The sequence below is a fragment of the Paraburkholderia caffeinitolerans genome (assembly GCF_902859945.1).
GTDB classification, from domain to species: domain Bacteria; phylum Pseudomonadota; class Gammaproteobacteria; order Burkholderiales; family Burkholderiaceae; genus Paraburkholderia; species Paraburkholderia caffeinitolerans.
In genome coordinates this window covers 73681-97147 of record NZ_CADIKL010000030.1, presented here as the reverse complement: position 1 = coordinate 97147, position 23467 = coordinate 73681, and the positions used below count along the sequence as shown (strand labels likewise).

Here is a 23467-nt window from a genome sequence, read left to right as displayed (position 1 = left end):
GGGCGATGCGGGCCGGGGCCGAAATGGCGGGGCAGCGAGGCGGCGGCCGGGCGCTGGGCCGCAGCTTCGTCGTCCGAGGCCGCAGTGCGCGGCGTGGCGGTCGCGGTGCCGCCGTTCACGGCATCGCTGCCTTGGGGCGCCTCGGGGGCGACCTGCCCGGCGCTTGCCTTGTGCGTTTTCTCGCGGGCACTCGCGCTAGCGGGTTTGGCCGCGCCGGCTCGCGCCGTCGGGACGGAGGCGCCCGATGCTGCTGAAGCTTCGGAGGCCGCCGCAGCAGCGGAAGCAGCCGCCGCAGCCGAAGCCGCTTCGGCCGCCGAGGCCGCGCCGGGAATCGGCAGCGGCGTGAAACCCGTCGCAACCCTGACCGGCGTTGTCCCGGCGCTTCCCGAACTGGCCAGCGGCGCACCGCCGATCGTGGGCGCGGACGCATCCTGCGTGGCCGAGGCCGCATCGGCCACGGCGGCCTGCTCGACGCCGGGCTTCAGACGATCGACGAGCCAGTAGTCGAGCACGCGGCGCGCGATCGGGCCCGCCGATTGCGCGCCCCAGCCGCCGTTCTCGACGATCAGCGCAACGGCGATCTGCGGTTTTTCGGCGGGCGCGAACGCGATGAAGAGCGCGTGGTCGCGCAGATGCTCGGCGAGCGCGTGCGCCTGATACTTGCCGCCCTGCAGCGAGAACACCTGCGCCGTGCCAGTCTTGCCCGCCGAAGTGTAGGGCGCGTTCCTGAAGACCGCGTAGGCCGTGCCCGAGGGGTTCATATCCACGTTTTCCATGCCGCGCTTCACGACGTCGATATCGGACTGCTTTACGTTCAGCCGCCCGCTTTCGCTCGGCACGGTGAGGTGCTGCGCCTTCGTGATCGGATTTTCGATCTCCTTCACGAGGTGCGGCTTCATGAGAATGCCGTTATTGGCGAGCGTGGCCGTCGCGTGGGCAAGCTGGAGGATCGTGAATGAGTTGTAGCCCTGGCCGATGCCGAGGCTGATGGTCTCGCCCTCGTACCAGCGCTGCTGCTCGGGCCTGCGATAGGCCTTGCGCTTCCACTCGGTGGAGGGCAGGATGCCGCGCGCCTCGCCCGCGATGTCGATGCCGGTCAACTGGCCGAAGCCGAGCGGCTTCATGAAGTTCGCGATGTTGTCCACGCCCAGGTCGTGCGCGAGCATGAAGAAGTAGGTGTCGTTCGACACCATGATCGCCTTGTTCATGTCGACCCAGCCCTGGCCGGAGCGAACGTCGTTGTTGAAGCGGTGGCCGCCGAACATGTAGAAGCCCGGGTCCGAGAAGCCCCAGCCCGGCGTGCGCTTGTGCAGCGTGAGTGCGGCAAGCGCCATGAACGGCTTGTAGGTCGAGCCCGGCGGGTAGGTGCCGTGCAGCGGACGGTTCAGCAGCGGGTGATCGGGCGAGTTGTTCAGCGCGTCCCAGGTCTGCTGGTCGATGCCGTCCACGAATGAGTTCGGGTCGAAGCTCGGCGCCGAAACGAACGCGAGAATGTCGCCCGTCGACGGCTCGATTGCCACCAGCGCGCCGCGCTTGCCAGCGAAGGCCTGCTCGGCCACTTGCTGCAAGCCGATGTCGAGCGAGAGCACGAGGTTGTTGCCGGGCGTCGCCTGGGTGCGCTTGAGCGTGCGCACGGGGCGCCCGCCCGCCGTCACTTCGACTTCCTCGAAGCCGGTCAGGCCGTGCAGCTCGGTTTCGTAGCTCTGCTCGACGCCGATCTTGCCGATGTAGTCGGTGCCCTTGTAGTTGTTCGCGTCGACTCGCGGATCGTAATGCTCGGGATCGTCGTCATTCTTGTCGCTCATGTCGTCGATGCGCTCCTGGTCGCGCTGCGAGATGCGGCCGATATAGCCGATCACGTGCGCGGCCGTGGTGCCGAGCGGGTACTGACGGAACAGGCGCGCGCGCACCTCCACGCCGGGAAAGCGGAAGCGCTGCGCGGTGAAGCGCGAGACTTCCTCGTCGGTGAGGCGCGTGCGGATCGGCAGGCTCTCGAAGTTCTTCGAGTCTTCGAGCAGCTTCTTGAAGCGACGGCGGTCGCGCGCGTCGATCGGGATCACCGTCGAGAGTTCGTCGATGGTGTTGTCGAGCGTGTCAGTGAGCTTCGAGGGCGTGATTTCGAGCGTGTACGCCGAGTAGTTCTTCGCGAGCACGACGCCGTTGCGGTCGGTGATGATGCCGCGGTTCGGCACGATGGGCGCGACCGAGATGCGGTTCTCGTCGGCCTGCAGCGAGTACTTGTTGTGGTTCCAGACTTGCAGCCAGAGGAACCGGAACGCAATCAGCCCGAAGCAGACGAACACGAACACGCCCGCCGCCGCGACGCGCAGGCGGAACTTCGTGAGCTGCTGCTGGGTGTCCTTGAATTCGGTCATGCGCTCGGAGCACCGGAGCCCGCGCCTTGCTCAGGCGCTGCGGCGGGCCGATTGTGCCGATTGTGCCGGTAGTGCCGGTGGTAAGGGTGGGTCATCGATTGCGTCTTTCAACGGTGAGCGGCGCGCGCGCCGCTTAGATGGGCCGGGTGTCGTCGGGGTCGACGGGGCGGCGCTGCGGCAGCAGCAGCACGATGCTGGCGACCGGCCAGAGCACGGCCTCCACGAAGCCGCTGACCAGGTAGCCCCAGCCCGGGAACGGCGCGCCCATCAGCAGGCGCACCACGAACGGCACGACCTGCGCGCCGACGAGCATCGGCATGACAGCGAACATCTGCACGCCGAGCGACATCCACAGCACGCGGCGGTGAATCGTGATCGCGCCGTAGGAGAGCAGCGTGTAGGCGAGCGCGTGCTCGCCCAGCAGGTTCGCGTTGTGCACGTCCATCAGCAGGCCGAGGCAGAACGCAATGCCCATGCCGACCTTGCGCGGCTGGTGGATGTTCCAGAACAGCAGCACGAGCGCGACGAAGTCCGGGACGCCCGGCAGCTTGCCCCAGGGCAGCAGGTTCAGCAGGAACGCAGCCGCGAGGCTGAACGCGATGAAATACGGGTTGACCGGCTGCAGGATGTATTGCGGACGCGTCATCAGTGTCCTCCCTGCGGCTTCGCGGGCGCGGCGGCCGGCGCCTTCGCCGCGGCGCTCGCATGTCCCGCCGCCTGGGTTTTCGCCTGCGGCGCCGGGGCATTGGCTGGCGCGCCGGTTGGTGCGCCGGTTGGTACATTAGCGGCGGGCTTCGACTTGTCGTCGGCCTTCTTGTCAGCAGCCTTCGACTTTTTCTTCTTCGCGTCCTTGGCCTCGGCGGCGGCAACGGCGGAAGCGGCTTCGGCAGCCTCGACCGGATTCGGCGGCACTTGCGGCACGTAATGCAGCACCAGTACCTCGCGTGCGCCGCGCACCGCTGCGAGCGGCACGCAGATCACGCGCGCAAAAGCCGTGTCGGCCTGCTTGTCGATGCGCAGCACCTTTGCGACTGGCAGCCCTTGCGGATAAACGCCGTCGAGACCGCTCGTCACGAGCTCGTCGCCCACTTGCACGTCGGCGCTGATCGGCACGAAGCGCAGGTCGAGCAGATCGCCCTTGGCCGTGCCGTAGATCACGCTGCGCAGGCCGGTGCGCACGATCTCGACCGGCACCGCCTGGTCCTTGTCGGTCACGAGCGTGACTTCGGATTGCATCGGAAACACGCGCGTGACCTGGCCGATCACGCCGTCTTCGCTCACCACGGGCGAGCCGTTCTGCACGCCCTGCTGCGTGCCGCCGCCGATCACGACCTTCTGCGTGAACGGGTCGCGCGTGTCGTACTGGATCTCGGCAGGCGTGGTCTGCGCGCCGATGCGCTGCGAAAGCTGCAGCAGCGCGCGCAGATGCGTGTTTTCGGCGGCGAGCGAGGCCGCGTCGTTGGCTTGCTGCGAGAGCTGGAGATTGCGCGCGTGCAGTTTTGCGTTGTCCTGGCGCAACGCGGCGCTCGTCACGGCGAGGTCGGCCGCGCCCATGAAGAGGTCGCGCGGCACGAGGGCGGCGCGTTGCAGCGGATAAAGGCCTGCGCCGAGCACGCCGCGCACGACTTCGAGGGTCTTGAAGCGAGCGTCGGAGATCAGCAGCGCAATCGACAGAACGACGAAGAAGATCAGCCGTGCGAGTGCCGAGGGGCCTTGTTTGAATAAAGGCGGCGGACTGTATTCCATGGTCGGCGCCGGGCGCGTGTGCGGTTCGGTGAAACTAACGGTGAGACATGAAATGCAACAGCGGCGCCATAAGGGGCGCCGCGTCGCGGACGCTGCGGTGGTGTGCTTGCCGCCGCAGCAGCCAAGTGTGCTTCAATTGCGCAGCCTTTGCCTGGAGTTGCGCACCAAGGCTGTGCAACGCGGCAGCGCTTACTCGTACGAGAAGATGCTGCCGAGCTTGTCCATGCGTTCGAGCGCCATGCCCGAGCCGCGCACCACGCAGGTGAGCGGATCTTCCGCCACCAGCACCGGCAGGCCGGTTTCCTCGGCGAGCAGACGGTCGAGGTCGCGCAGCAGCGCGCCGCCGCCCGTGAGCATCATGCCGCGTTCGGCGATGTCGGCGCCCAGTTCCGGCGGCGTTTGCTCGAGCGCGATCTTCACCGACGAGACGATCTGGTTCAGCGGGTCGGTGAGCGCTTCGAGGATTTCGTTGCTCGAAATGGTGAAGCTGCGCGGAATGCCTTCCGACAGGTTGCGGCCCTTCACTTCCATTTCCTTGACTTCGGAGCCGGGGAACGCCGAGCCGATTTCCTTCTTGATGGCTTCGGCGGTTTGTTCGCCGATCAGCATGCCGTAGTTGCGGCGGATGTAGTTGACGATGGCTTCGTCGAACTTGTCGCCGCCCACACGCACCGAGCCCTTGTACACGATGCCGCCGAGCGAGATCACGCCCACTTCGGTCGTGCCGCCGCCGATGTCGACGACCATCGAACCCGTTGCCTCCGAAACCGGCAGGCCCGCGCCAATTGCAGCGGCCATCGGTTCTTCAATGAGGTAGACCTGCGAGGCGCCGGCGCCGTGCGCGGCTTCCTTGATCGCGCGGCGCTCGACCTGGGTCGAGCCGCACGGCACGCAAATGATGATGCGCGGCGACGGCGAGAACATGCGCGATTCGTGTGCAGTCTTGATGAACTGCTTGATCATTTGCTCGGTGACGGTGAAGTCGGCGATCACGCCGTCTTTCATCGGGCGGATGGCCTCGATGTTGCCCGGCACCTTGCCAAGCATCTGCTTGGCTTCCTTGCCGACCGCCTGGATCGTCTTTTTGCCGTTGGGGCCGCCTTCCTGGCGAATCGACACGACCGAGGGTTCGTCGAGGACGATGCCCTTGCCGCGCATGTAGATCAGGGTGTTGGCGGTGCCGAGGTCGATCGCGAGATCGTTGGAGAAATAGCTACGCAGAAAACCGAACATTCAAAAATCCTGTCTCGCTTGTGGCCGACCTTGGGACGAGCGGGTCACGGGGCGGCAGCGGAAAAATAACAGCCTCAGGACGGGCGGAAAGCGCCGCCGCGAGGAGCCTGAAACTGCGGGAATGGTTTCACCGGAGTTGGCCACGCTGGGCGCCGCCTGAGCGCTCGTTGTAGCGATCAGGGTTGAAAGGCGGGCGCAAGGCGGTCCGGGTTTGAGTCGAACGCGTAATGATACCTTATAATTTTGCCTGTTTTGCAGGATCCGACGGGCAGTTTTTGACTTCGTCGAAGCTTTTCTCTACCCCCGGATCCGGGGCGATAAACCGCTGTTGCAGCACTGATTTTTCCGCGCTACCTCAGCCTCTTTTTTTCCGGTGACCGCATGGCCCTGACCCTGACCGATGTGAAGCGCATCGCGCATCTTGCGCGCCTCGAACTGGCCGAAGCCGAGGCCGGCAATACGCTCGAGCGCCTGAATAACTTCTTCGGGCTCGTCGAGCAGATGCAGGCCGTGGACACCACGGGCATCGCGCCGCTCGCGCATCCGATCGAGCAGATCGAAGACGTCGCGCTGCGGCTGCGCGAGGACGCGGTAACCGAAACCGTGGACCGCGACGCCTTTCAGCGTCCCGCGCCCGCGGTACAGGACGGACTTTACCTCGTGCCGCGCGTGATTGAGTAAACAACGCGCTCATTTCCCGTCATTTTCGATGAAGTTCGAGTTAGATAACCTTAACTTCACGAATACGGAAACCCGAATCCGGCGCAGCCCGCACTCGCGTGCGAGGCGCTCCCGGCGGCGCGAAACGTTGTGGACGCGCCGTTACGTTCTTCCAGGAATCACGCAATGCATGACAAAAGTTTGACCGAATTGCGCGCCGCGCTGGCCGCAAAGGCATGCTCCGCCGTCGAACTGGCTCAGCATTTTTTGAGCCGAATTGATGCGAATCAAGATCTGAACGCCTTTGTCGACGTCAATCCCGAGCTCACGCTCGCGCAGGCCAAGGCCGCCGACGCGCTTATCGCGGGCGGCAACGCCGGCCCGCTGACCGGCATTCCGCTCGCGCACAAGGACGTGTTCGTCACGCGTGGCTGGCGCTCGACCGCCGGCTCGAAGATGCTGGCCAACTATGTGAGCCCGTTCGACGCGACCGTCGTGACGCGTCTCGAGCGCGCCGGCATGGTCTGCGTCGGCAAGACCAACATGGACGAATTCGCGATGGGCTCGTCCAACGAGAACTCGCATTTCGGCGCCGTGAAGAACCCGTGGGACAAGCAGGCCGTGCCGGGCGGCTCGTCGGGCGGCTCGGCCGCGGCCGTGGCCGCGCGTCTGGCCGTGGCGGCGACCGGCACCGACACGGGCGGCTCGATCCGTCAGCCCGCGTCGTTCTCGGGCATCACGGGTATCAAGCCGACCTATGGCCGCGTGTCGCGCTACGGCATGATCGCGTTCGCCTCGTCGCTGGACCAGGGCGGCCCGATGGCGCACAGCGCCGCCGACTGCGCGCTGCTGCTCAATGCGATGGCCGGCTTCGACGAGCGCGACTCCACGAGCCTCCAGCGCGACGACGAAGACTACACGCGCCACCTCGGCCAGACGTGGAGCGCCAGCGCAAACGCCGGTGCAAGCGCCGACAAGCCGCTCGCGGGCCTGCGCATCGGTCTGCCGAAGGAATACTTCGGCGCGGGTCTTGCCGACGACGTGCGCGCCGCCATCGACGCCGCGCTCAAGGTCTACGAATCGCTCGGCGCCACGCTGGTGGAAGTCACGCTGCCGAAAACCGAGCTCTCGATCCCCGTTTATTACGTGATCGCGCCGGCGGAAGCCTCGTCGAACCTTTCGCGCTTCGACGGCGTGCGCTTTGGCCATCGCGCGGCCGAGTACACCGACCTGCTCGATATGTACAAGAAGTCGCGCGCCGAGGGCTTCGGCCATGAGGTGAAGCGCCGCATTCTGGTGGGCGCCTACGTGCTTTCGCACGGCTACTACGATGCGTACTACCTGCAGGCGCAGAAGATCCGGCGCATCATCGCGCAGGACTTCCAGGAAGCGTTCAAGCAGTGCGACGTGATCATGGGCCCGGTGGCCCCGAGCGTGGCATGGGATCTCGGCGCGAAGGGCGACGATCCGCTGCAGATGTATCTGGCGGACATCTACACGCTCTCCACGAGCCTCGCGGGCCTGCCCGGCATGAGCGTGCCGTGCGGCTTCGGCGCCGGTGCGAACGCACGACGTCCGGTCGGTCTGCAGATCGTCGGCAACTATTTCAACGAGGCCCGCATGCTGCAGGTCGCCGACGCTTACCAGCGCGCGACCGAATGGCATCGCAAGGCGCCGGCAGGGGTGTGAACATGGCAACTCAGTGGGAAGTCGTTATCGGTCTCGAGACGCACGCGCAATTGTCGACGGCGTCGAAGATCTTCTCTGGCGCATCGACGCAGTTCGGCGCCGCGCCCAATACGCAGGCCTGCCCCGTCGATCTCGCGCTGCCGGGCGTGCTGCCGGTGATGAACCGCGGCGCCGTCGAGCGCGCGATCCGCTTCGGCCTCGCGATTGGCTCGACGATCGCGTCGCGCAGCATCTTCGCGCGCAAGAACTACTTCTACCCGGATCTGCCGAAGGGCTATCAGATCAGCCAGTACGAGATTCCGGTCGTGCAGGGCGGTCAGATCACGATCCAGGTGCCCGCCAATGAAAAGGCCGGCAAGGAAGCGTATGAGAAGACCATCAATCTCACGCGCGCGCACCTCGAAGAAGACGCGGGCAAGTCGCTGCACGAAGACTTCGCCGGCATGACGGGCATCGACCTGAATCGCGCCGGCACGCCGCTGCTCGAAATTGTCACCGAACCTGAAATGCGCAGCGCCGCCGAAGCGGTGGCGTATGCGAAGTCGCTGCACACGCTCGTCGTGTGGCTCGGCATTTGCGACGGCAACATGCAGGAAGGCTCGTTCCGCTGCGACGCGAACGTTTCGGTGCGTCCGGTCGGCCAGAAGGAATTCGGCACGCGCGCCGAGATCAAGAACCTGAACTCGTTCCGCTTTCTCGAAGAAGCGATCCAGTACGAAGTGCGCCGCCAGATCGAGCTGATCGAAGACGGCGGCACGGTGGTGCAGGAAACGCGCCTTTACGACCCGGACAAGCGCGAGACGCGCTCGATGCGCAGCAAGGAAGACGCGCACGATTACCGCTATTTCCCCGACCCCGACCTCATGCCGCTCGTGATCGACGCGGCGTGGGTCGAGCGCGTGAAAGGCGAGATGCCCGAGCTGCCCGCGACGATGCAAACGCGCTTCATCGAGCAGTACGGCGTGACGCCGTACGACGCGAACGTGCTCACGTCGACGAAGGCGATGGCGGCGTACTTCGAAGCGGTCGTGGCGAAGGCTGGCGCGGCGCAAGCCAAGGCCGCCGCAAACTGGCTGATGGGCGAAGTCTCGTCGCAACTGAACCGCGAAGGCCTCGACATCGCCGCATCGCCGGTCTCGGCCACGCAGTTTGCCGTGCTGCTCGCACGCATCGCCGACGGCACGATCTCGAACAAGATCGCCAAGGAAATTTTCCAGGCGATGTGGGATGAGAAGGCGACCGACGAAGGCGCGGTGGATCGCATCATCGAAGCGAAGGGCCTCAAGCAGATTTCAGACACGGGCGCGCTCGAAGCGATCATCGACGAGGTGCTCGCGGCGAACCCGAAGTCGGTCGAGGAATTCCGCGCCGGCAAGGAAAAGGCGTTCAACGCGCTGATCGGCCAGGCAATGAAGGCCACCAAGGGCAAGGCTAACCCGCAGCAAGTCAACGAACTGCTGAAGAAGAAGCTGGGCTGATCGAGCCGGGCTGGCGTTCGGATTGACGCAAGTCGTCGTGGGGCGGCGTCGCGCGCATGGCGTGCGGTGCCGCCTTGCCGTTTCAGGGACCAGTAACCAGGAGGAGTGCAGCGCATGGCTAAGTCACCGAGTCTCGACGATTACCGCGTGCCGTATTTCGGCGACAAGAAAGCGGAGAAGTTCGCGCCCGAGGCGATCGACCCGGCCGCGAAGCCGTTTTCGACCGGCAGCAAGGACGGCGACCGCGCGCGCCTCGCGGAAATCGGCGCGAGGCTCGACGAGCAGCAGGAGCGCCTGCATGCGCAGCGTCACCATCGTGTGCTGCTCGTGCTCCAGGGCATGGACACGAGCGGCAAGGACGGCACCGTGCGAGGCGTATTCCGCGAGGTCGACCCGCTCGGCCTGCGCATCGTGCCGTTTCGCGCGCCGACGCCTATCGAGTCGGCGCACGACTTCCTCTGGCGCGTGCATATGCAGGTGCCCGCCGCCGGCGAACTGGCCGTCTTCAATCGCAGCCACTACGAAGACGTGCTCGTGCCGCGCGTGACCGGCCAGATCGACCCGCAAGCGTGCGAGCGCCGCTACCGGCAGATCCGCGATTTCGAGACCATGCTCGTGGAGAACGGCACGACCATCATCAAGTGCTGGCTGCACATTTCGAAAGACGAGCAGCGCAGCCGCATCCAGGCGCGTATCGACGATCCCACCAAGCACTGGAAATTCGATCTCTCCGATATCGAGGCGCGCAAGCAGTGGGACGCCTACCAGGCGGCGTATCGCGATGCGCTCGCGGCCACGTCGACTGAGATTGCGCCCTGGTACGTGATTCCCGCCGATTCGAAAACGCATCGCAATGTGATGGTGGCCGAGTTGCTGCTGCGTTTGATGGACGGATTGAAACTCGAATTTCCACCCGCCAAGCCCGAACTCAAGGGCGTGACGGTCGAGTAATGCTCCAGAGCGGCCTCGATGCGCTCCCCCCCAACCCGCGCAAATCAAAAGGACTAAAGACATGCTGCGTGTGATCACCGCGAACCTCAATGGCATCCGCTCCGCGGCGAAGAAGGGTTTCTTCGAATGGTTCGGCGAGCAGAATGCCGACGTGCTCTGCGTGCAGGAAATCAAGTGCTCGCAGGACGATATGACGCCCGAATTCATGGCGCCGCACGATTTCAAGGGCTATTTCCAGCACGCCGTGAAGAAGGGCTATAGCGGCGCGGGCGTCTACACGCGCCACGAACCCGACGACGTAATCATCGGCTTCGGCAACGACGAGTTCGACGCGGAAGGCCGTTACGTCGAGACGCGCTTTGGCAAGCTCTCGGTGATTTCGGTGTACGTGCCGTCGGGTTCGAGCGGCGATGAACGCCAGCAGGCGAAATATCGCTTCATGGATGCGTTCCTGCCGCATCTCGAAGCCCTCAAGCGCGAGCGCGAAGTGATCCTGTGCGGCGACGTCAATATCGTCCACAAGGAAATCGACATCAAGAACTGGAAGGGCAACCAGAAGAACTCGGGTTGCCTGCCCGAAGAGCGCGCGTGGCTCACGAAGCTCTTCGACGACGTTGGCTACGTGGACGTGTTCCGCACGCTCGATCCGCGCCCCGAGCAGTACACGTGGTGGAGCAACCGTGGCCAGGCCTACGCGAAGAACGTGGGGTGGCGTATCGATTATGAGATTGCAACGCCGGGCATCGCGGCGACGGCGAAGCACACTTCCGTCTTCAAGGACATCAAGTTCAGCGACCATGCGCCGCTGACCGTCGATTACGACTACAAGATCAAGAAGCGCTGAGCGCGCGTCGCGCGGCGGGGGCCTTCAGCTCGTTTCAGGCCGCTTGTCGGGGCGCTTGATGCGCCCTCAAGGCACCGCGGCAGCTGCGGCTGCCGACACCTTCGAGCGCTTCGGCACCGGAATGCCCTGATAGTCGGGCAAGCTGGCCAGCGGCTTGCCGATGGCCTTCGCGTAGAGCGGCATCATGTCGGCGAGACGCTTGGCGATGTCCGCGCGCCGCGCCGGTGTGTACGGATGCACGTAGATGAAGCCCTGGTCGCGGTCGGCGCGCGTGGCGGTTGCGAGCTTGTCCCAGACCGTGAGCGCCGCGCGCGGATCGAAGCCCGAGCGTGCGGCGATGTCGCTGCCGATCACGTCGGCTTCGGTTTCGTCGTCGCGGCCGTAGTGCATCTCCACGAGGCGCGAGCCGATGCCGAGCGGGAACATACCGAGATCCGCGAGCCCGAACAGTTGCGGTACCACGCCCGCTTCGATCTGCGCGGCCTGCTGCTCGCCCAGGCGCTCGCGCACGTGCTCGCGCACCGCATGCGCGATCTCGTGGCCGAGCAGCATGCCGAGTTCGTTGTCGTTGAGCTTCACGCGGTCGAGCAGTCCGCCGTACACCACGATCTTGCCGCCCGGCAGGCAGTACATGCGGATGTCCGGCGAGCGGATCACCGCCACTTCCCACTTCCAGCTCTTCACGCGATCGCTCCATTTGAGCGCGTAGGGCGCGAGCCGGTCGACGAGCTGGCGCACGCGCTGCACGTGCGGATCGGAGTCGGGGTAGAGCAGTTTCGAATGCGCTGCGCCGCGCACGATCTCGGTGTACTCGGCGGCGGCCTGCGCCTCGAGCATCGGCGACGGAATCAGATTGCGGAACGCCGCGATGTTGCCGAAACGTACGACGCGGCCGGTGCTCGGGCCGCCGGATGCGGCGTTGGCGGGCGGGGCGGCGCTGCCGGCCTGCGCCTGCGCGGGCTGCGCGTTCGCGCCGGAAGCGGCCGCAGCCGTGCCGATGGCCTCGGCTGCACTCGCGAGCGCGGCCGGCGTGGAGGGTGCGGAGGGCGTCGAGGAGGAATTGGCCGGGACGCTCGCCGATGTGCTCGCGGATCCATTTGCGCTCGAAGTTGCGGCAGCAGCCTCGGCTGCGCCGGCAAGACCCGCGTGCAGGACGCCCCACGCGGGCATGGCTGCAGCGAGCGCCAGCGCGAGCGTGCTGCGCCATCCCGGACGGGTAAGCGTCGGGTGGCGGGCGGGCACGGCATGCTGGCGGGACTTCACTTCCGGATTCTCCACGGGGCGATACGAATGAGCAGCAGCATACCCGGTACCGCGAGCACCGTGCAGACGATGAAATAATCGAACCAGCCGATCTTCGCGACCACATAACCGCTGGCCGCGGACGCGAGCGTGCGCGGCACCGAGGCGAGGCTCGTGAACAGCGCGAATTGCGTCGCGGTATAGCGCGGATCGGTGGTGCTGGCGATATACGCGGTGAACGCGGCGAGCGTGAGGCCGGTCGCGAACGTCTCGAGGCCGTAGACGAGCGCGAGCGCGGCGGCGCGCGGGTCCAGCGTGAGCTGTGCATGCAGGCCGACGGCGCTGGCGAGTTGCGCGACGCCATGGCTCACCGACACGATGGCGTCATAGATGAGCGCAAGCGTGGGGGAGCCCGGGGCGAGCTGCGCGAGCCAGGCGAAGCCGAGCGTCGAGACCATCTGCAAGAAGCCGAAGATCCACAGGCCGCGCCCGATGCCGATCTTCACGAGCGCCACGCCGCCGATGATGCCGCCCGCGAGACTCGCGCCGAACGCGGTCATCTTGGCGATCACGCCAATCTCGGTGCGCGAGTAGCCGATATCGAGGAAGAACGACGTCGAAAGCGTCGTGGCCATCGTGTCGCCGAGCTTGTACAGAAAGATGAATGCGAGCACGAAGAGCGCAGCGGCCCAGCCGTCGCGATGCACGAATTCGGCGAACGGCTGCACGATCGCCTCGCGCAGATTCTTCGGCGGCGCGCCGTGCACTTCGGGCTCGCTCACCACGAGCGACATGAGCATGCCGGGAATCATGAACACCGCCGTCACGACGAACACGGTGCTCCAAGGCAGATGATCGGAGAGAATCAGCGCGAGCGAGCCCGGCACGAGCGCCGCGATCTTGTACGCGTTCACGTGCACCGCATTGCCGAGACCCTGTTCGGTGTCCTTGAGCAGCTCGCGCCGGTAGGCATCGATGGCGATGTCCTGGCTCGCGCCGAAGAACGCGACGAGCGCCGTGAGCGCGGCCACGGTCCAGATCGACTCCTTCGGCGAGACGAAGCCGAGCGTGGCGATTGCGCCCGCTACGAGAATCTGCGTGACGAGCATCCAGCCGCGCCTGCGCCCCGGACGCCAGCCGGGCATACGCGGCACGTAGCGGTCCATGAGCGGCGCCCAGACGAACTTCCACGTATAGGGAAACTGGATCAGCGCGAAAAGGCCGATTTCCTTCAGATTGACGCCTTCGGAGCGCAGCCACGCCTGCACGAGATAGACGAGCGTGAACAGCGGCAACCCCGAAGTGAAGCCGAGAAACACGCAGATCAGCATGTGCGTGTTCAGGTACGCGCGCCAGCCGGGGTGATCAACGTGCGCGTCCAGGTCGTGGGGCACGGATGACGTCGGGGACGTCCGGGAGGTTTCGGAGGAGGCCTCTTGGGGCGGATTCTGCATGTGGTCCGGAGTGTCGGCGGAGTAACGACGGAGGGCGGCGGCGCGGTGACCCGCGTGGCTTCCAGGTCTGTGATCCGTGAAGGACGCGCGACGCCGCTGCCGGTGTCACTGTGCCTTCACGCTTTCTTCACGCGATAGACCGCAAGACTACCACGCCAGTTCACGCCCCAACGAACGTGCTGGCCTCCGTGCAGCACGGCGCGGTCGAGAATCTCGATGCCGACTTCGGGCGCGAGCGCCTCGAAATCTTTCACCGTGAGCACGCGCACGTTCGGCGTGTTGTGCCACTGGTAAGGCAGCGACTTCGACACCGGCATGCGCCCGTTCAGCACCGAAAGGCGGTGTGGCCAGTAGCCGAAGTTCGGGAACGAGACAATGCACTCTTTGCCCACGCGCGCCGTCTCGCGCAGGATCGCGGCGGTCTGGTGAATGGTCTGCAAGGTTTGCGAGAGGATCGCGAAGTCGAAGCTCGCATCTTCGAACAGACGCAGGCCGTCCTCGAGATTCTGCTGAATCACATTGATGCCGTTGCTCACCGAGGCGAGCACGCCCGCGTCGTTGAGCTCGATGCCGTAGCCCGTGCATTCGAGCTCTTCGCAGAGCAGCGAAAGCAGCGCGCCGTCGCCGCAGCCGAGGTCGAGCACGGTCGAGCGCGGTTCGACCCAGCGCGCGATGGTGCGAAAGTCGGGACGGGCGGAAAGACTGTCAAATGCGCTCTGGTTCATGCACCCACCTCGTTGGCAATGCGTTCGTAATAAGCGCGCATGACGCCGTGATAGCGCGCGTCGTCGAGCAGGAAGGCGTCGTGGCCGTGCGGCGCGTCGATCTCGGCGTAGGTCACCTGGCGCTTGTGGTCGAGCAGCGCCTTCACTAGTTCGCGCGAGCGTGCGGGCGCGAAGCGCCAGTCGGTGCCGAAGCTCGCCACGAGGTACTTCGCCTTGGTGTGCGCGAGCGCGCGCGTGAGGTCGCCGTCGAAGTCCTTGGCGGGATCGAAGTAGTCGAGCGCGCGCGTGATCAGCAGGTAGGTGTTGGCGTCGAAGTAATCGGCGAACTTGTCGCCCTGGTAGCGCAGATACGACTCCACTTCGAACTCCACGTCGAAGTTGAAGTTGTATTCGTTCACGGCGCCCTCTGCGCGGCGCAGCGCGCGGCCGAATTTCGCGGCCATGTCGTCGTCCGAGAGATAGGTGATGTGGCCGATCATGCGCGCCACGCGCAGGCCGCGCCTGGGCTTTATGTTGTGCGCGTAGTAGTCGCCGCCGTGGAAGTCGGGGTCCGAGAGGATCGCCGAGCGCGCCACTTCGTTGAACGCGATGTTCTGCGCGGAGAGCTTGGGCGTGGAGGCCACCACGATGCAATGCGCGAGCCGGTCCGGATAACGCAGGCTCCACGCGAGCGCCTGCATGCCGCCGAGGCTGCCGCCCATCACGGCGGCAAATTTTTCGATGCCGAAGCGGTCGGCCACGCGCGCCTGGGCGTCCACCCAGTCCTCCACCGTGACCACCGGAAAGCGCGCGCCCCACGGCTTGCCGGTGGCGGGGTCGATGCTCATCGGGCCGGTCGAGCCGAAGCACGAGCCCAGATTGTTCACGCCGATCACGAAGAAGCGGTTGGTGTCGAGCGGCTTGCCCGGACCGACCATGTTGTCCCACCAGCCGACGTCTTTGGGGTTGTCCGCGTACACGCCCGCGACGTGATGCGACGCGTTGAGCGCGTGACAGACGAGCACCGCGTTGCTGCGCGCGGCGTTGAGCGTGCCGTAGGTCTCGACCACGAGGTCGTACCCGGCTAGCGCCGTGCCGTTCTGCAGTTGCAGGGGCTCGTCGAAATGCAGTGTTTGAGGGGTGACGATGCCGATCGATTCCATTCGTTCCGCCTGGGTTTTTGGGCGGCTAAACGGCGTCGGCGAGCGCGAAGTGCGAAAGGAGTGGCGCAGCTGACGACCTCTTTAGCCGCATTTATATCGAACCTCAGGCCGATGCCTGAAGTTCACGCGCCCGCAATCGAGTCAGCAAATCGGCGCGTGGGTGATGCACAACGAACGCAAAGTATAACGGAAAACGTCTGGCGCAATGACGCGGACGAACCGGCGCTACCACAGCAGTCGCCGCGGCCCGCCCGCGCGCATGCTTTACGCGCTCAGACGCCGCGCGAGTGGGCGTTGTGCCAGCGCCGCAATTGGAGCGACGCGACGATCATCAAGATGCCGTAAAGGATCGCAAAGCTGGCGATCAGCCAGATGAGCGAGAGCGCGCCCGCGCCCGGGTGCATGACGACGAAAAAGCCCAGTGCAACCGAGAGCAGTCCCGAGAGGCCGACCGCCCACGGATGCGCGATCGCATGCCGGTACTGGATGGCGTAGACGATCTCGAAGACGCCCACCGCGAGCGCCCAGAAGCCGATGATCATCACGAGAATGATTGCGGTCTCGCCGGGCCAGAAGAACGCCACGAGCCCCGCGATCACGCCGATCACGCCGACGAAGACATACGACCAGCGCCGCGAGCCGCCGCCGCGCGCGCCATAGATCAGCGCGAAGGCGCCGTCGACGATCGCGTAGGCGCCCCAGACGAGGGCGAGCGTGAGCACGGTGAGGCCGGGCCAGGCGTAGGCGAGCACGCCGAACAGGATGGCGGCGATGCCGCGTGCGAGCAGCCAGCCCCAATGGGCGGAGAGGCTGGAAAGAATGGGCAAGGCTGCGGGAGGGAGTGGTCGGTTCATACGTGTTTTCCTTGTCGACCAGACCTCGCCTCGCGGGCTCAGCCTGGCTATTGGAGAATCACGCGAATCTGCTCGTCGGCATGCTCGCTGGGGGAGCGCTTGAAGCCGCTTTGCGCGTAAAGGTGCCAGCTGCCGATGACATAGCGGACGAGGAGATTGGCGCGAACAGCGGGATCGTAACCGGTTTTCGAAACGCGCCCGTCGGCCGTGCCGCCTTCGGCTTGCACCTGCTCAGCAAGGCTTACGCGCAGGCACTGGCGCAGCGTGGCCTCGATGCGGTCGAGCATCTGATTGACGCGCTCGGCGAGGCGCTCATGCTCGCCCACGAGCGCTTCGCAGGTCAGCACGCGCGTCATGCCGGCGTTCTTCGCCGAGAACTGAAGCAGCATCAAGGCGATCGCGCGCGCCTGCAGCGCGCCGCTCGGCTCCTTCGCAACGATCTGGTTGATGAGCTGGAACAGCGTCTGCTCGATGAAGTCGATGAGGCCTTCGAACATCTGGGCCTTGCTCGCGAAATGGCGATAGAGCGCGGCCTCGGAGACGTTCAGGCGCGCGGCCAGCGCGGCGGTGGTGATCTTCTCTCCGCGCGGCGTTTCGAGCATCGCCGCGAGCGTCTGGAGAATGTGCACGCGGCGCTCGCCCGGCTTCGGACGGCTGCCGCGCCGCGGCGCGGTGTCTGGAGATTCGGCTGCTGCGCTTGCCGCCACAGCGGTGTCACGCGGTTCGGTCGGCTGCATGAAGGTCGCCCCCTGAGTGCGGCCCGCGGGCTGCGCTTGCGCCCGGCCGCTTGAGTCTTGCCGTTGGTCTTGCCGGTTATTTTCGCCTGCTGCGCAATGCTCCGCTTCGCAGGCCGCGTCCGAGCGATTTTAGCGAACGAACGCAATGATCGACATAGTGGGGCCGCCCGCCGCTTGCCACGTGCGTGGGCAGATGTCCGGTGATCCAGACTGTGCGGATGCCGAGGCGGCGGTAGCGCTTCAGATGCCCGCGTGTGTCCTCGACGAGGATCGCATCGGCGAATGCGACGCGCGCATCGCGCAGCGTCTTGCGCAGCATGGCGTGGTCGGGCTTGGCGCGCCAGCGTTCGCGCGTGCGCATGTGCTCGATCGCCACGACACGCTCGAAGATCCGCTCGATGCCGAGCGCCGCGAGCACCGCGTGCGCGTAGTCGGTGGGGCCGTTGGTCAGCACGATCTTGCGCCCGGGCAGCGCCGCGAGCATGCGCGCGAGGCCGCGCTCGGCGCGCAGCATCGTGTGCAGGTCGTCGAAGGTGTGTACGACTTTCAGGAAGTCGTGCGGATCGATCGTGTGATGGCGCGTGAGGCCCAGCAGCGCTGCGCCGTAACGGTGCGTGTAGCTCGTGCGCAGATGATTCGCGACGTCGCGGCTCACGCCGAGCGAGTCGATGATGTACTGCGTCATGCCGCGGTTGATGGCCGGGAAGATCGCGTGCGAGGCGCAGTGCAACGTGTTGTCGAGGTCGAAGAGCCAGACCGGGGCGCCGTAGCTCGGGCCGCGATCGGCGGGGGCGCCGTAGCCCGGGCCGCGATCGGCGGGGGCGCCATAGCTCGGGCCGCGATCGACGGCGCTCGAGGTGCGCTGCCCGGCACGCGACGGCCGGCGGCGAAGCGGGCGTGAGACGTTCATCATGCGAAAGCAGGCGAAGCGCGGACGCCGCGCGGAGGAAGAAGGGCGCCGCGGCGGAGTCGTCCGTGCGTCGCTCGAAGCCGATTTAGTGCGAGCGGATCATCGTGCCGAACGGCTGCTCGGTCAGGATTTCGAGCAGCACCGAGTGCTCGATGCGGCCGTCGATGATGTGCACCGAGCGCACGCCGCTCTTGGCCGCGTCGAGCGCCGACGAGATCTTCGGCAGCATGCCGCCCGAGATCGTGCCGTCTTCGAAGAGCGCGTCGATCTCGCGCGCCGAAAGGTCGGTGAGCAGATTGCCCGCCTTGTCCATCACGCCGGGGATGTTGGTCATCATCACGAGCTTCTCGGCGTTGAGCACGACCGCGAGCTTGCCCGCCACCAGATCGGCGTTGATGTTGTACGACAGGCCGTCTTCGCCGAAGCCGATCGGCGAGATCACCGGAATGAACGCGTCATCCTGGAGCGCCTTCACGACGGCCGGGTTGATCGCCTCGACTTCGCCCACCTGGCCGATGTCGATGTACTGACCCGGGTTGTCGCGGTCCGGCATCATCATCTTGCGCGCGTGGATCAGGCCGCCGTCCTTGCCGGTCAGGCCGACCGCATGGCCGCCAAAGTGATTGATGAGCGTGACGATGTCTTGCTGCACCTCGCCGCCGAGCACCCACTCGACGACTTCCATGGTTTCTTCATCGGTGACGCGCATGCCCTGGATGAAGGTGCCTTGCTTGCCGATCTTCTTGAGCGCCGTGTCGATCTGCGGGCCGCCGCCGTGCACGATGACCGGATTGATGCCCACGAGCTTGAGCAGAATCACGTCGCGAGCGAAGCCCTGCTTGAGCCGCTCTTCGGTCATGGCATTGCCGCCGTACTTGATCACGACAGTCTTGCCGTGATACTGGCGGATGTAAGGCAGCGCTTCGGCCAGGATTTCGGCTTTCAGGGTGGGCGCGATCTGCGAGAGGTCGATGGGCTCGGACATGGCGGCGGGACTGGACAGGAAAACGGAGCGAAATACGGCTGAAAATAGGCGCGCTCGCGAAAGCGCGGCTGAAACAGGCCGAATTGTACAGGACTGGCGCGGTGCAACAGGGTTTTCGGCACAGGCGCGGACCGCCGTGCAACAAGGTGGCGTCAAGGAATGCCGTTGTACACAATTGAAGCGAATTCTGCGCGATCGTGCGCCATTTTCACTAAAATGCGTACTTGAGTGGGCCTCAGGCGCTTGCGCTGCCCTGTGGCATCATTTTCCCGTCACTGAATCCGGCCTCGCCAGGAGCGCGCCGCCATGACCGCCCCCGCAAGCCCCGCCCACGCCGTGAAGAGTGCGCGCTGCCCGCGTTGCGGCAGTGCCTTCGACTGCGGCAGGCACACCGAGCCCTTCGACTGCTGGTGCAAGACGCTGCCCGCCGTGCCGGTGAACCAGCTCGACCCGCGCGGACGCTGCCTGTGCCCCGAGTGTCTTGCCGCTGCGGTTGCCGCGGGCGCGGCGGCCCGGGGCGCTGACGAAAGCCGTTGAACTGCCCCGCTGTTTAATGCGCCGTCATCGCGCCTGCTTTTCCCGATGCTCACCGGCGAGTTTCGCGAGGTCGGCGCTCACCTCGTCCAGAACGGGCTCCCACTCCCGGAACCGCTTTTGCCGATACAGCGTCGTGTGCGGATACCAGGGGCTGTCGCGCCGCTCCAGTCCCCAGACCCAGTGCGGATTCACGTCCAGCAGCACCCACGTGCGCTGACCCAGCGCGCCCGCCAGATGCGCGCTCGACGTGCAGACCGAGATCACGAGATCGAGCGAGTCGACGAACGCGGCGGTGTCGTCGAAGGTGCGCCATTCTGTGCTGAAGTCCGCGATCTCGAAGCCCGCCGCGCGCGCGGCCTCGACCTCGGCGGCCGCGCCAGGCTGCAGCGAATAGAACGCCACGTCAGAGAGGCACGCTGCGAATTGTGCTGCGAAGCGCTCGAGCCCAATGCGCCGGAACGGATTGCGCTTGTGTGCGAGGCTGCCCGTCCACGCGAGCCCGACCTTCAAGCGCCGCTCTTCCGCGAGCCGTTCGCGCCAGCGCGCCGCTGCGGCAGGGTCCGGCGCGAGGTAGCGCGTCGGGCCGGGGATCGTGTCCTCGCGTGTGTCGAAGATTAACGGCAGGCTCAGCAGCGACACTTCGCAGTCGTAGGGCGGTAACGCCTCGACCGGGCCGCCCGCGCCGTAAAGATCGCACTGTCCGCCCAAGCTGCGCGAGAGTAGCGCACCCATCTCAGGGAACGAATTCCAGATCAGCCGGCCGCCTTCGCGGCGCACACGCTCGGCGAGTATCGGTACATAGCGGCAGAACTGCAGCAGATCGCCCTTGCCTTGTTCGCCCCACACCAGCAGCGTGCGGCCGCCTAGCGGCTCGCCTCGCCACTCGGGTTTGGGGAAGACCGGCCTGCCGCTGGCCAGCTCGCTCGCCCCTTGCCAGCGCATCTCGTGCCCGCGCCAGCCTTGGGCAAAGTGGCCGCGCATCAGCTCGATCATCGACAGGTTCAGGCGCATCGATGCGTCGTTCGGCGCATACTGGCAAGCGTTGCGCGCGGCCTGCTCGGCTTCGTCCCATTGCTGGGCTTCCCTGCACGCCATCGCGTAATTGTTCGTGGCCAGCGCGCTATGTGGCGCGAGTGCGAGTGCGCGACGGCCCGCTTCGAGCGGGCGCGCGATATCGGTGTCGGTGGGCAGCACACGGCTGAGGTTGATCCAGGCATTGGTGTCGTTTGGGTTCGCCGCGACGGATTCTTCGAGCAGTGCCAAGATTTCGCAGCTATTGATATCGATATTGGCTTGCACCAGGGCGCCGGCAAGATTGTTTCGCAAATTTGGAAACGTTCGCTGGATCGCGAGCGCATGACGGTAAGGGGGTATCGCTTCGGCGTGGCGGTTGGCGAACTGCAGTGCGAGCCCGGCGGCAAACCATGCGGCGGCACGCTGCGGTTCGAGTCTTGCGATCGCGGCGCTCAGGCGGATGGCCTCGCTGGCCTGCGAGGGCTCCCGGGCGCTGGCTGCGATGAGCATCAGGGCATCGTCGTCGAGGCCGCGCAGCGAGGCGCGCGTTTTAGCGAGCAGTTCGCGGGCAGCCGTGCCGGCCGTTTCGGTTATGCCACCGGTCGAGGCTTCGGTGTCATCGACGGTTGCGGCATCGACGAAATCGAGAAAGAGATCGCGCACGCGTGCAAGCGCGCCAGGAAGAAGAGTTTGCATTTAACCAGGTCACCCTGTCGGAAAATGTCGCATCGAATGTAGCTGGAGGATGACTTAGATTGAAGCAAACCTTTTCAAGATAATGAATCAGACGAGTCCGAACAGGTAAACTGGCACGATGCATCGCATAACCGTCAGTGCTAGCGTCAATCTCAGCCATTTGTTCTGGCTGCGCAGTCTCGCCATCATCGGCCAGCTCTGCACGATCGCCTTCGTGCAATTCATGTTCGGCGTGACGTTGCCACTGCCCGCCATGCTGTTTGTAATCGCCATGGAAGTGGCGTTCAACGGCGTTACCTGGCTGCGCGTCACGCAAGACCGCCCCGAGTCCAATCTCGAATTGTTTGGCCAGATCTGGGTCGACTTGGGCGCGCTCTCCGCGCTGCTGTTCCTCTCGGGCGGTACGACCAATCCATTCGTCTCGCTCTATCTGCCCTCGCTCGCCATCGCGGCAGCTGTGCTGCCGTGGTATCTCACCGCGTGGCTCGCGAGCTTCGCCGTGGCTTGCTACGTACTGCTCGGTTTCGACAACGTTCCGCTCAATCTCGACAATCCCGCGAATCTCTTCGATTACTACCGCGGGGGCATGTGGGTGAACTTCATGGTGAGCGTGGCGCTCATCGTGTGGTTCGTCGCGCGCATGTCGCGCGCGCTGCGCCAGCGCGAAGCCGCGCTCGCCGACGCGCAGCAGCGCTTGCTGCGCGATGAGCGCGCGGTCGCGCTCGGCGTGCAGGCGGCCACTGTTGCGCACGAGATCGGCACGCCGCTCTCGAGCATCGCGATGCTCACCGAGGAGTTGCGCGACATCGCCCGCACCGATAAAGGCCTCCAGCCGTATGGCGCCGACCTAGAACTGCTCGACAAGCAAATCACGCTGTGTACCTCGGCGCTCGCGCGCCTGCGCAGTCGTGCGTCGTCGGCAGGCAGCCGCCAGGCCGTGAGCGAATGGCTCGGGCCGTTTGTCGAGCAATGGCGGCTGCGCCATCCGCACGTAAAGTTCGAACTCCTTGGCAATGCGCCTGCCGAACTGTGTCTCGACGACACCGTCGCGGTTGGCCAGATCCTCACGATCCTGCTCGACAACGCCGCGCGCGCGAGCCGCGACTTCGTCAGGTTGCGGGCGTATCCGGCAGCGCGCGCCGGCTATATCGATTTCGAAGTTTGCGATGCCGGGCCGGGCATCCCGGTGGCGCTACGCTCGTCGCTTGGCGCGGCGCCCGTGGAAAGCACGCAAGGCGGCCATGGCGTGGGGCTGTATCTTGCGTTTTCGTCGGCGGCGCGGCTGGGCGGCTCGATCGATCTCAGCGATGCTGGTGCGGCCACCGGGAAAGACGCCGCGCCCGACGCCGCGGAGCCTCACGCAGGCGCGCGGGAATTGCCGGGTACGGGCCAGACCGCCGCGCGCCCGCGCAAGTGGCGCGGCACGCGCGCGGTGCTGCATGTGCCGGCGAAGACAGAAGCCCGGGCGGGCGGCACAGTCCCGGCGGAGCAATCGAGCGGGACAGCGAGCGCAGGCGCAGCTGCGCAGAGTTCGGAAATTGGACGAGGCGAAGGGCCAGGCCGGCCCGACGCCGCCTGATAACACGGAGAAGTAGTATGAGCGATATGAATTTCCTGGTGATCGACGACGACGAAGTGTTTTCCGACATCCTGACGCGCGGCCTCACGCGACGCGGCTACCAGGTGCAGCAGGCACACAATGCCGAAGAAGCGATTCGTTTCGCGAATCAGCAGAAGTTCTCGCAAATCACCGTCGACCTGCATCTCGGCAACGACTCGGGCCTTTCGCTGATCGCGCCGTTGCGCAACCTGCAGCCCGATGCGCGCATGCTCGTGCTCACGGGTTACGCGAGCATCGCCACGGCGGTGCAGGCGGTGAAGGATGGCGCCGACAACTATCTCGCCAAGCCCGCGAACGTCGAAATGATCCTCACCTCGCTGCAAGGCGACGCCAGCGCGTTGCAGGCCGAGGCGGCCATCGAACATCCCGCGCCGCTTTCGGTCGCGCGTCTCGAATGGGAACACATCCAGCGCGTGCTGGCCGAGCACGGCGGCAATATCTCGGCCACGGCGCGCGCGCTCAACATGCATCGGCGCACGCTCCAGCGCAAGCTCGCGAAACGGCCGGTGCGCCAGTAAGCACAAAAACGCCCGCAAGCCGCGTGCAAAAGAAAAGGGGCTCCGCCTGGCTGGCG

The 23467-nt window shown here is 65.6% G+C and carries 21 protein-coding genes; 8 read left to right on the top strand and 13 right to left on the bottom strand.

Annotated elements, in window-relative coordinates; all coding sequences use genetic code 11:
• The 4 genes from mrdA to HV773_RS25260 form a co-directional block, all read right to left on the bottom strand.
• Positions 1-2375: penicillin-binding protein 2 (gene mrdA / locus HV773_RS25275; RefSeq protein ID WP_246282388.1), on the bottom strand; the 2375-nt coding region annotated here is incomplete at its 3' end.
• A 133-nt stretch (positions 2376-2508) separates the two neighbouring features.
• Positions 2509-3021 carry a rod shape-determining protein MreD gene (mreD, locus tag HV773_RS25270; protein ID WP_129560885.1) on the bottom strand — a complete coding sequence of 171 codons (513 nt, stop codon included), beginning with the start codon at positions 3019-3021 and terminating at the stop codon, positions 2509-2511.
• Complete coding sequence (mreC, locus tag HV773_RS25265; protein ID WP_129560886.1) at positions 3021-4121, bottom strand: rod shape-determining protein MreC; 1101 nt, start codon at positions 4119-4121, stop codon at positions 3021-3023. Before mreC ends, mreD begins: the two co-directional genes overlap by 1 nt.
• 189 nt (positions 4122-4310) lie before the next feature.
• Positions 4311-5354, bottom strand: coding sequence for a rod shape-determining protein (locus HV773_RS25260; protein WP_004189550.1), 1044 nt, complete (start codon positions 5352-5354; stop codon positions 4311-4313).
• A gap of 381 nt (positions 5355-5735) precedes the next feature.
• On the opposite strand from HV773_RS25260, the gene gatC reads away from it, so the two are divergent.
• The 5 genes from gatC (at position 5736) to HV773_RS25235 (ending at position 10976) form a co-directional block, all read left to right on the top strand.
• A complete protein-coding gene (gatC, locus tag HV773_RS25255) occupies positions 5736-6035 on the top strand; it encodes an Asp-tRNA(Asn)/Glu-tRNA(Gln) amidotransferase subunit GatC (RefSeq protein ID WP_028217261.1) in 300 nt (99 codons plus the stop codon).
• Positions 6036-6200: 165 nt separating this feature from the next.
• Positions 6201-7703, top strand: a complete 1503-nt coding sequence (gene gatA, locus HV773_RS25250; protein ID WP_129560887.1) for an Asp-tRNA(Asn)/Glu-tRNA(Gln) amidotransferase subunit GatA — start codon at positions 6201-6203, stop codon at positions 7701-7703.
• A gap of 2 nt (positions 7704-7705) precedes the next feature.
• The gene (gene gatB / locus HV773_RS25245; protein ID WP_129560888.1) at positions 7706-9181 is read left to right on the top strand and encodes an Asp-tRNA(Asn)/Glu-tRNA(Gln) amidotransferase subunit GatB; all 1476 of its coding nucleotides are present in this window, start codon (positions 7706-7708) and stop codon (positions 9179-9181) included.
• Between the two features lie 114 nt (positions 9182-9295).
• The gene (locus HV773_RS25240) at positions 9296-10132 is read left to right on the top strand and encodes a PPK2 family polyphosphate kinase (RefSeq protein WP_129560889.1); all 837 of its coding nucleotides are present in this window, start codon (positions 9296-9298) and stop codon (positions 10130-10132) included.
• A 61-nt stretch (positions 10133-10193) separates the two neighbouring features.
• Positions 10194-10976 (top strand): exodeoxyribonuclease III, encoded by a 783-nt coding sequence (locus tag HV773_RS25235; protein ID WP_129560890.1) that lies wholly within the window; start codon positions 10194-10196, stop codon positions 10974-10976.
• Positions 10977-11042: 66 nt separating this feature from the next.
• Here the strand turns inward: HV773_RS25235 and HV773_RS25230 are convergent, their stop codons facing one another.
• The 8 genes from HV773_RS25230 to argB form a co-directional block, all read right to left on the bottom strand.
• Positions 11043-12239 (bottom strand): M48 family metallopeptidase, encoded by a 1197-nt coding sequence (locus tag HV773_RS25230; protein ID WP_227875340.1) that lies wholly within the window; start codon positions 12237-12239, stop codon positions 11043-11045.
• Complete coding sequence (locus HV773_RS25225; RefSeq protein WP_129560891.1) at positions 12236-13672, bottom strand: AmpG family muropeptide MFS transporter; 1437 nt, start codon at positions 13670-13672, stop codon at positions 12236-12238. The genes HV773_RS25230 and HV773_RS25225 overlap by 4 nt, the downstream gene beginning before the upstream one ends.
• Before the next feature lie 116 nt (positions 13673-13788).
• Positions 13789-14397 carry a methionine biosynthesis protein MetW gene (metW, locus tag HV773_RS25220; RefSeq protein ID WP_035523406.1) on the bottom strand — a complete coding sequence of 203 codons (609 nt, stop codon included), beginning with the start codon at positions 14395-14397 and terminating at the stop codon, positions 13789-13791.
• Positions 14394-15539, bottom strand: a complete 1146-nt coding sequence (gene metX / locus HV773_RS25215) for a homoserine O-succinyltransferase MetX (RefSeq protein ID WP_129560892.1) — start codon at positions 15537-15539, stop codon at positions 14394-14396. The genes metW and metX overlap by 4 nt, the downstream gene beginning before the upstream one ends.
• Before the next feature lie 272 nt (positions 15540-15811).
• Positions 15812-16393, bottom strand: coding sequence for an HdeD family acid-resistance protein (locus HV773_RS25210; RefSeq protein WP_129560893.1), 582 nt, complete (start codon positions 16391-16393; stop codon positions 15812-15814).
• A gap of 47 nt (positions 16394-16440) precedes the next feature.
• Positions 16441-17130, bottom strand: a complete 690-nt coding sequence (gene slmA / locus HV773_RS25205; RefSeq protein ID WP_129560894.1) for a nucleoid occlusion factor SlmA — start codon at positions 17128-17130, stop codon at positions 16441-16443.
• Positions 17131-17206: 76 nt separating this feature from the next.
• Positions 17207-18043, bottom strand: a complete 837-nt coding sequence (locus HV773_RS25200; RefSeq protein ID WP_227875342.1) for a pyrimidine 5'-nucleotidase — start codon at positions 18041-18043, stop codon at positions 17207-17209.
• An 82-nt stretch (positions 18044-18125) separates the two neighbouring features.
• The gene (gene argB, locus HV773_RS25195) at positions 18126-19025 is read right to left on the bottom strand and encodes an acetylglutamate kinase (protein ID WP_129560895.1); all 900 of its coding nucleotides are present in this window, start codon (positions 19023-19025) and stop codon (positions 18126-18128) included.
• A gap of 306 nt (positions 19026-19331) precedes the next feature.
• On the opposite strand from argB, the gene HV773_RS25190 reads away from it, so the two are divergent.
• Positions 19332-19562: a cysteine-rich CWC family protein gene (locus HV773_RS25190; RefSeq protein WP_129560896.1), complete on the top strand. Its 231-nt coding sequence runs from the start codon at positions 19332-19334 to the stop codon at positions 19560-19562.
• 24 nt (positions 19563-19586) lie between these two features.
• Here the strand turns inward: HV773_RS25190 and HV773_RS25185 are convergent, their stop codons facing one another.
• A complete protein-coding gene (locus HV773_RS25185) occupies positions 19587-21272 on the bottom strand; it encodes a tetratricopeptide repeat protein (protein WP_129560897.1) in 1686 nt (561 codons plus the stop codon).
• A 118-nt stretch (positions 21273-21390) separates the two neighbouring features.
• Here HV773_RS25185 and HV773_RS25180 point away from each other — a divergent pair, with 118 nt between their 5' ends.
• Both HV773_RS25180 and HV773_RS25175 read left to right on the top strand, forming a co-directional pair.
• Positions 21391-22851 (top strand): ATP-binding protein, encoded by a 1461-nt coding sequence (locus tag HV773_RS25180; RefSeq protein ID WP_227875343.1) that lies wholly within the window; start codon positions 21391-21393, stop codon positions 22849-22851.
• A gap of 17 nt (positions 22852-22868) precedes the next feature.
• Positions 22869-23411 carry a response regulator transcription factor gene (locus tag HV773_RS25175; RefSeq protein WP_129560898.1) on the top strand — a complete coding sequence of 181 codons (543 nt, stop codon included), beginning with the start codon at positions 22869-22871 and terminating at the stop codon, positions 23409-23411.
• Positions 23412-23467 lie beyond the last annotated feature (56 nt).

What these genes read in the sequence shown, in the direction of transcription:
- mreD (WP_129560885.1), bottom strand. Translation starts at nt 3,021, where the DNA reads ATGACGCGTCCGCAATACATCCTGCAGCCGGTCAACCCGTATTTCATC.
- HV773_RS25200 (WP_227875342.1), bottom strand. Translation starts at nt 18,043, where the DNA reads ATGATGAACGTCTCACGCCCGCTTCGCCGCCGGCCGTCGCGTGCCGGG.
- gatB (WP_129560888.1), top strand. Translation starts at nt 7,706, where the DNA reads ATGGCAACTCAGTGGGAAGTCGTTATCGGTCTCGAGACGCACGCGCAA.
- HV773_RS25175 (WP_129560898.1), top strand. Translation starts at nt 22,869, where the DNA reads ATGAGCGATATGAATTTCCTGGTGATCGACGACGACGAAGTGTTTTCC.
- mreC (WP_129560886.1), bottom strand. Translation starts at nt 4,121, where the DNA reads ATGGAATACAGTCCGCCGCCTTTATTCAAACAAGGCCCCTCGGCACTC.
- metW (WP_035523406.1), bottom strand. Translation starts at nt 14,397, where the DNA reads ATGAACCAGAGCGCATTTGACAGTCTTTCCGCCCGTCCCGACTTTCGC.
- HV773_RS25260 (WP_004189550.1), bottom strand. Translation starts at nt 5,354, where the DNA reads ATGTTCGGTTTTCTGCGTAGCTATTTCTCCAACGATCTCGCGATCGAC.
- argB (WP_129560895.1), bottom strand. Translation starts at nt 19,025, where the DNA reads ATGTCCGAGCCCATCGACCTCTCGCAGATCGCGCCCACCCTGAAAGCC.
- gatA (WP_129560887.1), top strand. Translation starts at nt 6,201, where the DNA reads ATGCATGACAAAAGTTTGACCGAATTGCGCGCCGCGCTGGCCGCAAAG.
- slmA (WP_129560894.1), bottom strand. Translation starts at nt 17,130, where the DNA reads ATGCAGCCGACCGAACCGCGTGACACCGCTGTGGCGGCAAGCGCAGCA.
- HV773_RS25185 (WP_129560897.1), bottom strand. Translation starts at nt 21,272, where the DNA reads ATGCAAACTCTTCTTCCTGGCGCGCTTGCACGCGTGCGCGATCTCTTT.
- gatC (WP_028217261.1), top strand. Translation starts at nt 5,736, where the DNA reads ATGGCCCTGACCCTGACCGATGTGAAGCGCATCGCGCATCTTGCGCGC.
- HV773_RS25240 (WP_129560889.1), top strand. Translation starts at nt 9,296, where the DNA reads ATGGCTAAGTCACCGAGTCTCGACGATTACCGCGTGCCGTATTTCGGC.
- HV773_RS25235 (WP_129560890.1), top strand. Translation starts at nt 10,194, where the DNA reads ATGCTGCGTGTGATCACCGCGAACCTCAATGGCATCCGCTCCGCGGCG.
- metX (WP_129560892.1), bottom strand. Translation starts at nt 15,539, where the DNA reads ATGGAATCGATCGGCATCGTCACCCCTCAAACACTGCATTTCGACGAG.
- HV773_RS25180 (WP_227875343.1), top strand. Translation starts at nt 21,391, where the DNA reads ATGCATCGCATAACCGTCAGTGCTAGCGTCAATCTCAGCCATTTGTTC.
- HV773_RS25225 (WP_129560891.1), bottom strand. Translation starts at nt 13,672, where the DNA reads ATGCAGAATCCGCCCCAAGAGGCCTCCTCCGAAACCTCCCGGACGTCC.
- HV773_RS25190 (WP_129560896.1), top strand. Translation starts at nt 19,332, where the DNA reads ATGACCGCCCCCGCAAGCCCCGCCCACGCCGTGAAGAGTGCGCGCTGC.
- HV773_RS25210 (WP_129560893.1), bottom strand. Translation starts at nt 16,393, where the DNA reads ATGAACCGACCACTCCCTCCCGCAGCCTTGCCCATTCTTTCCAGCCTC.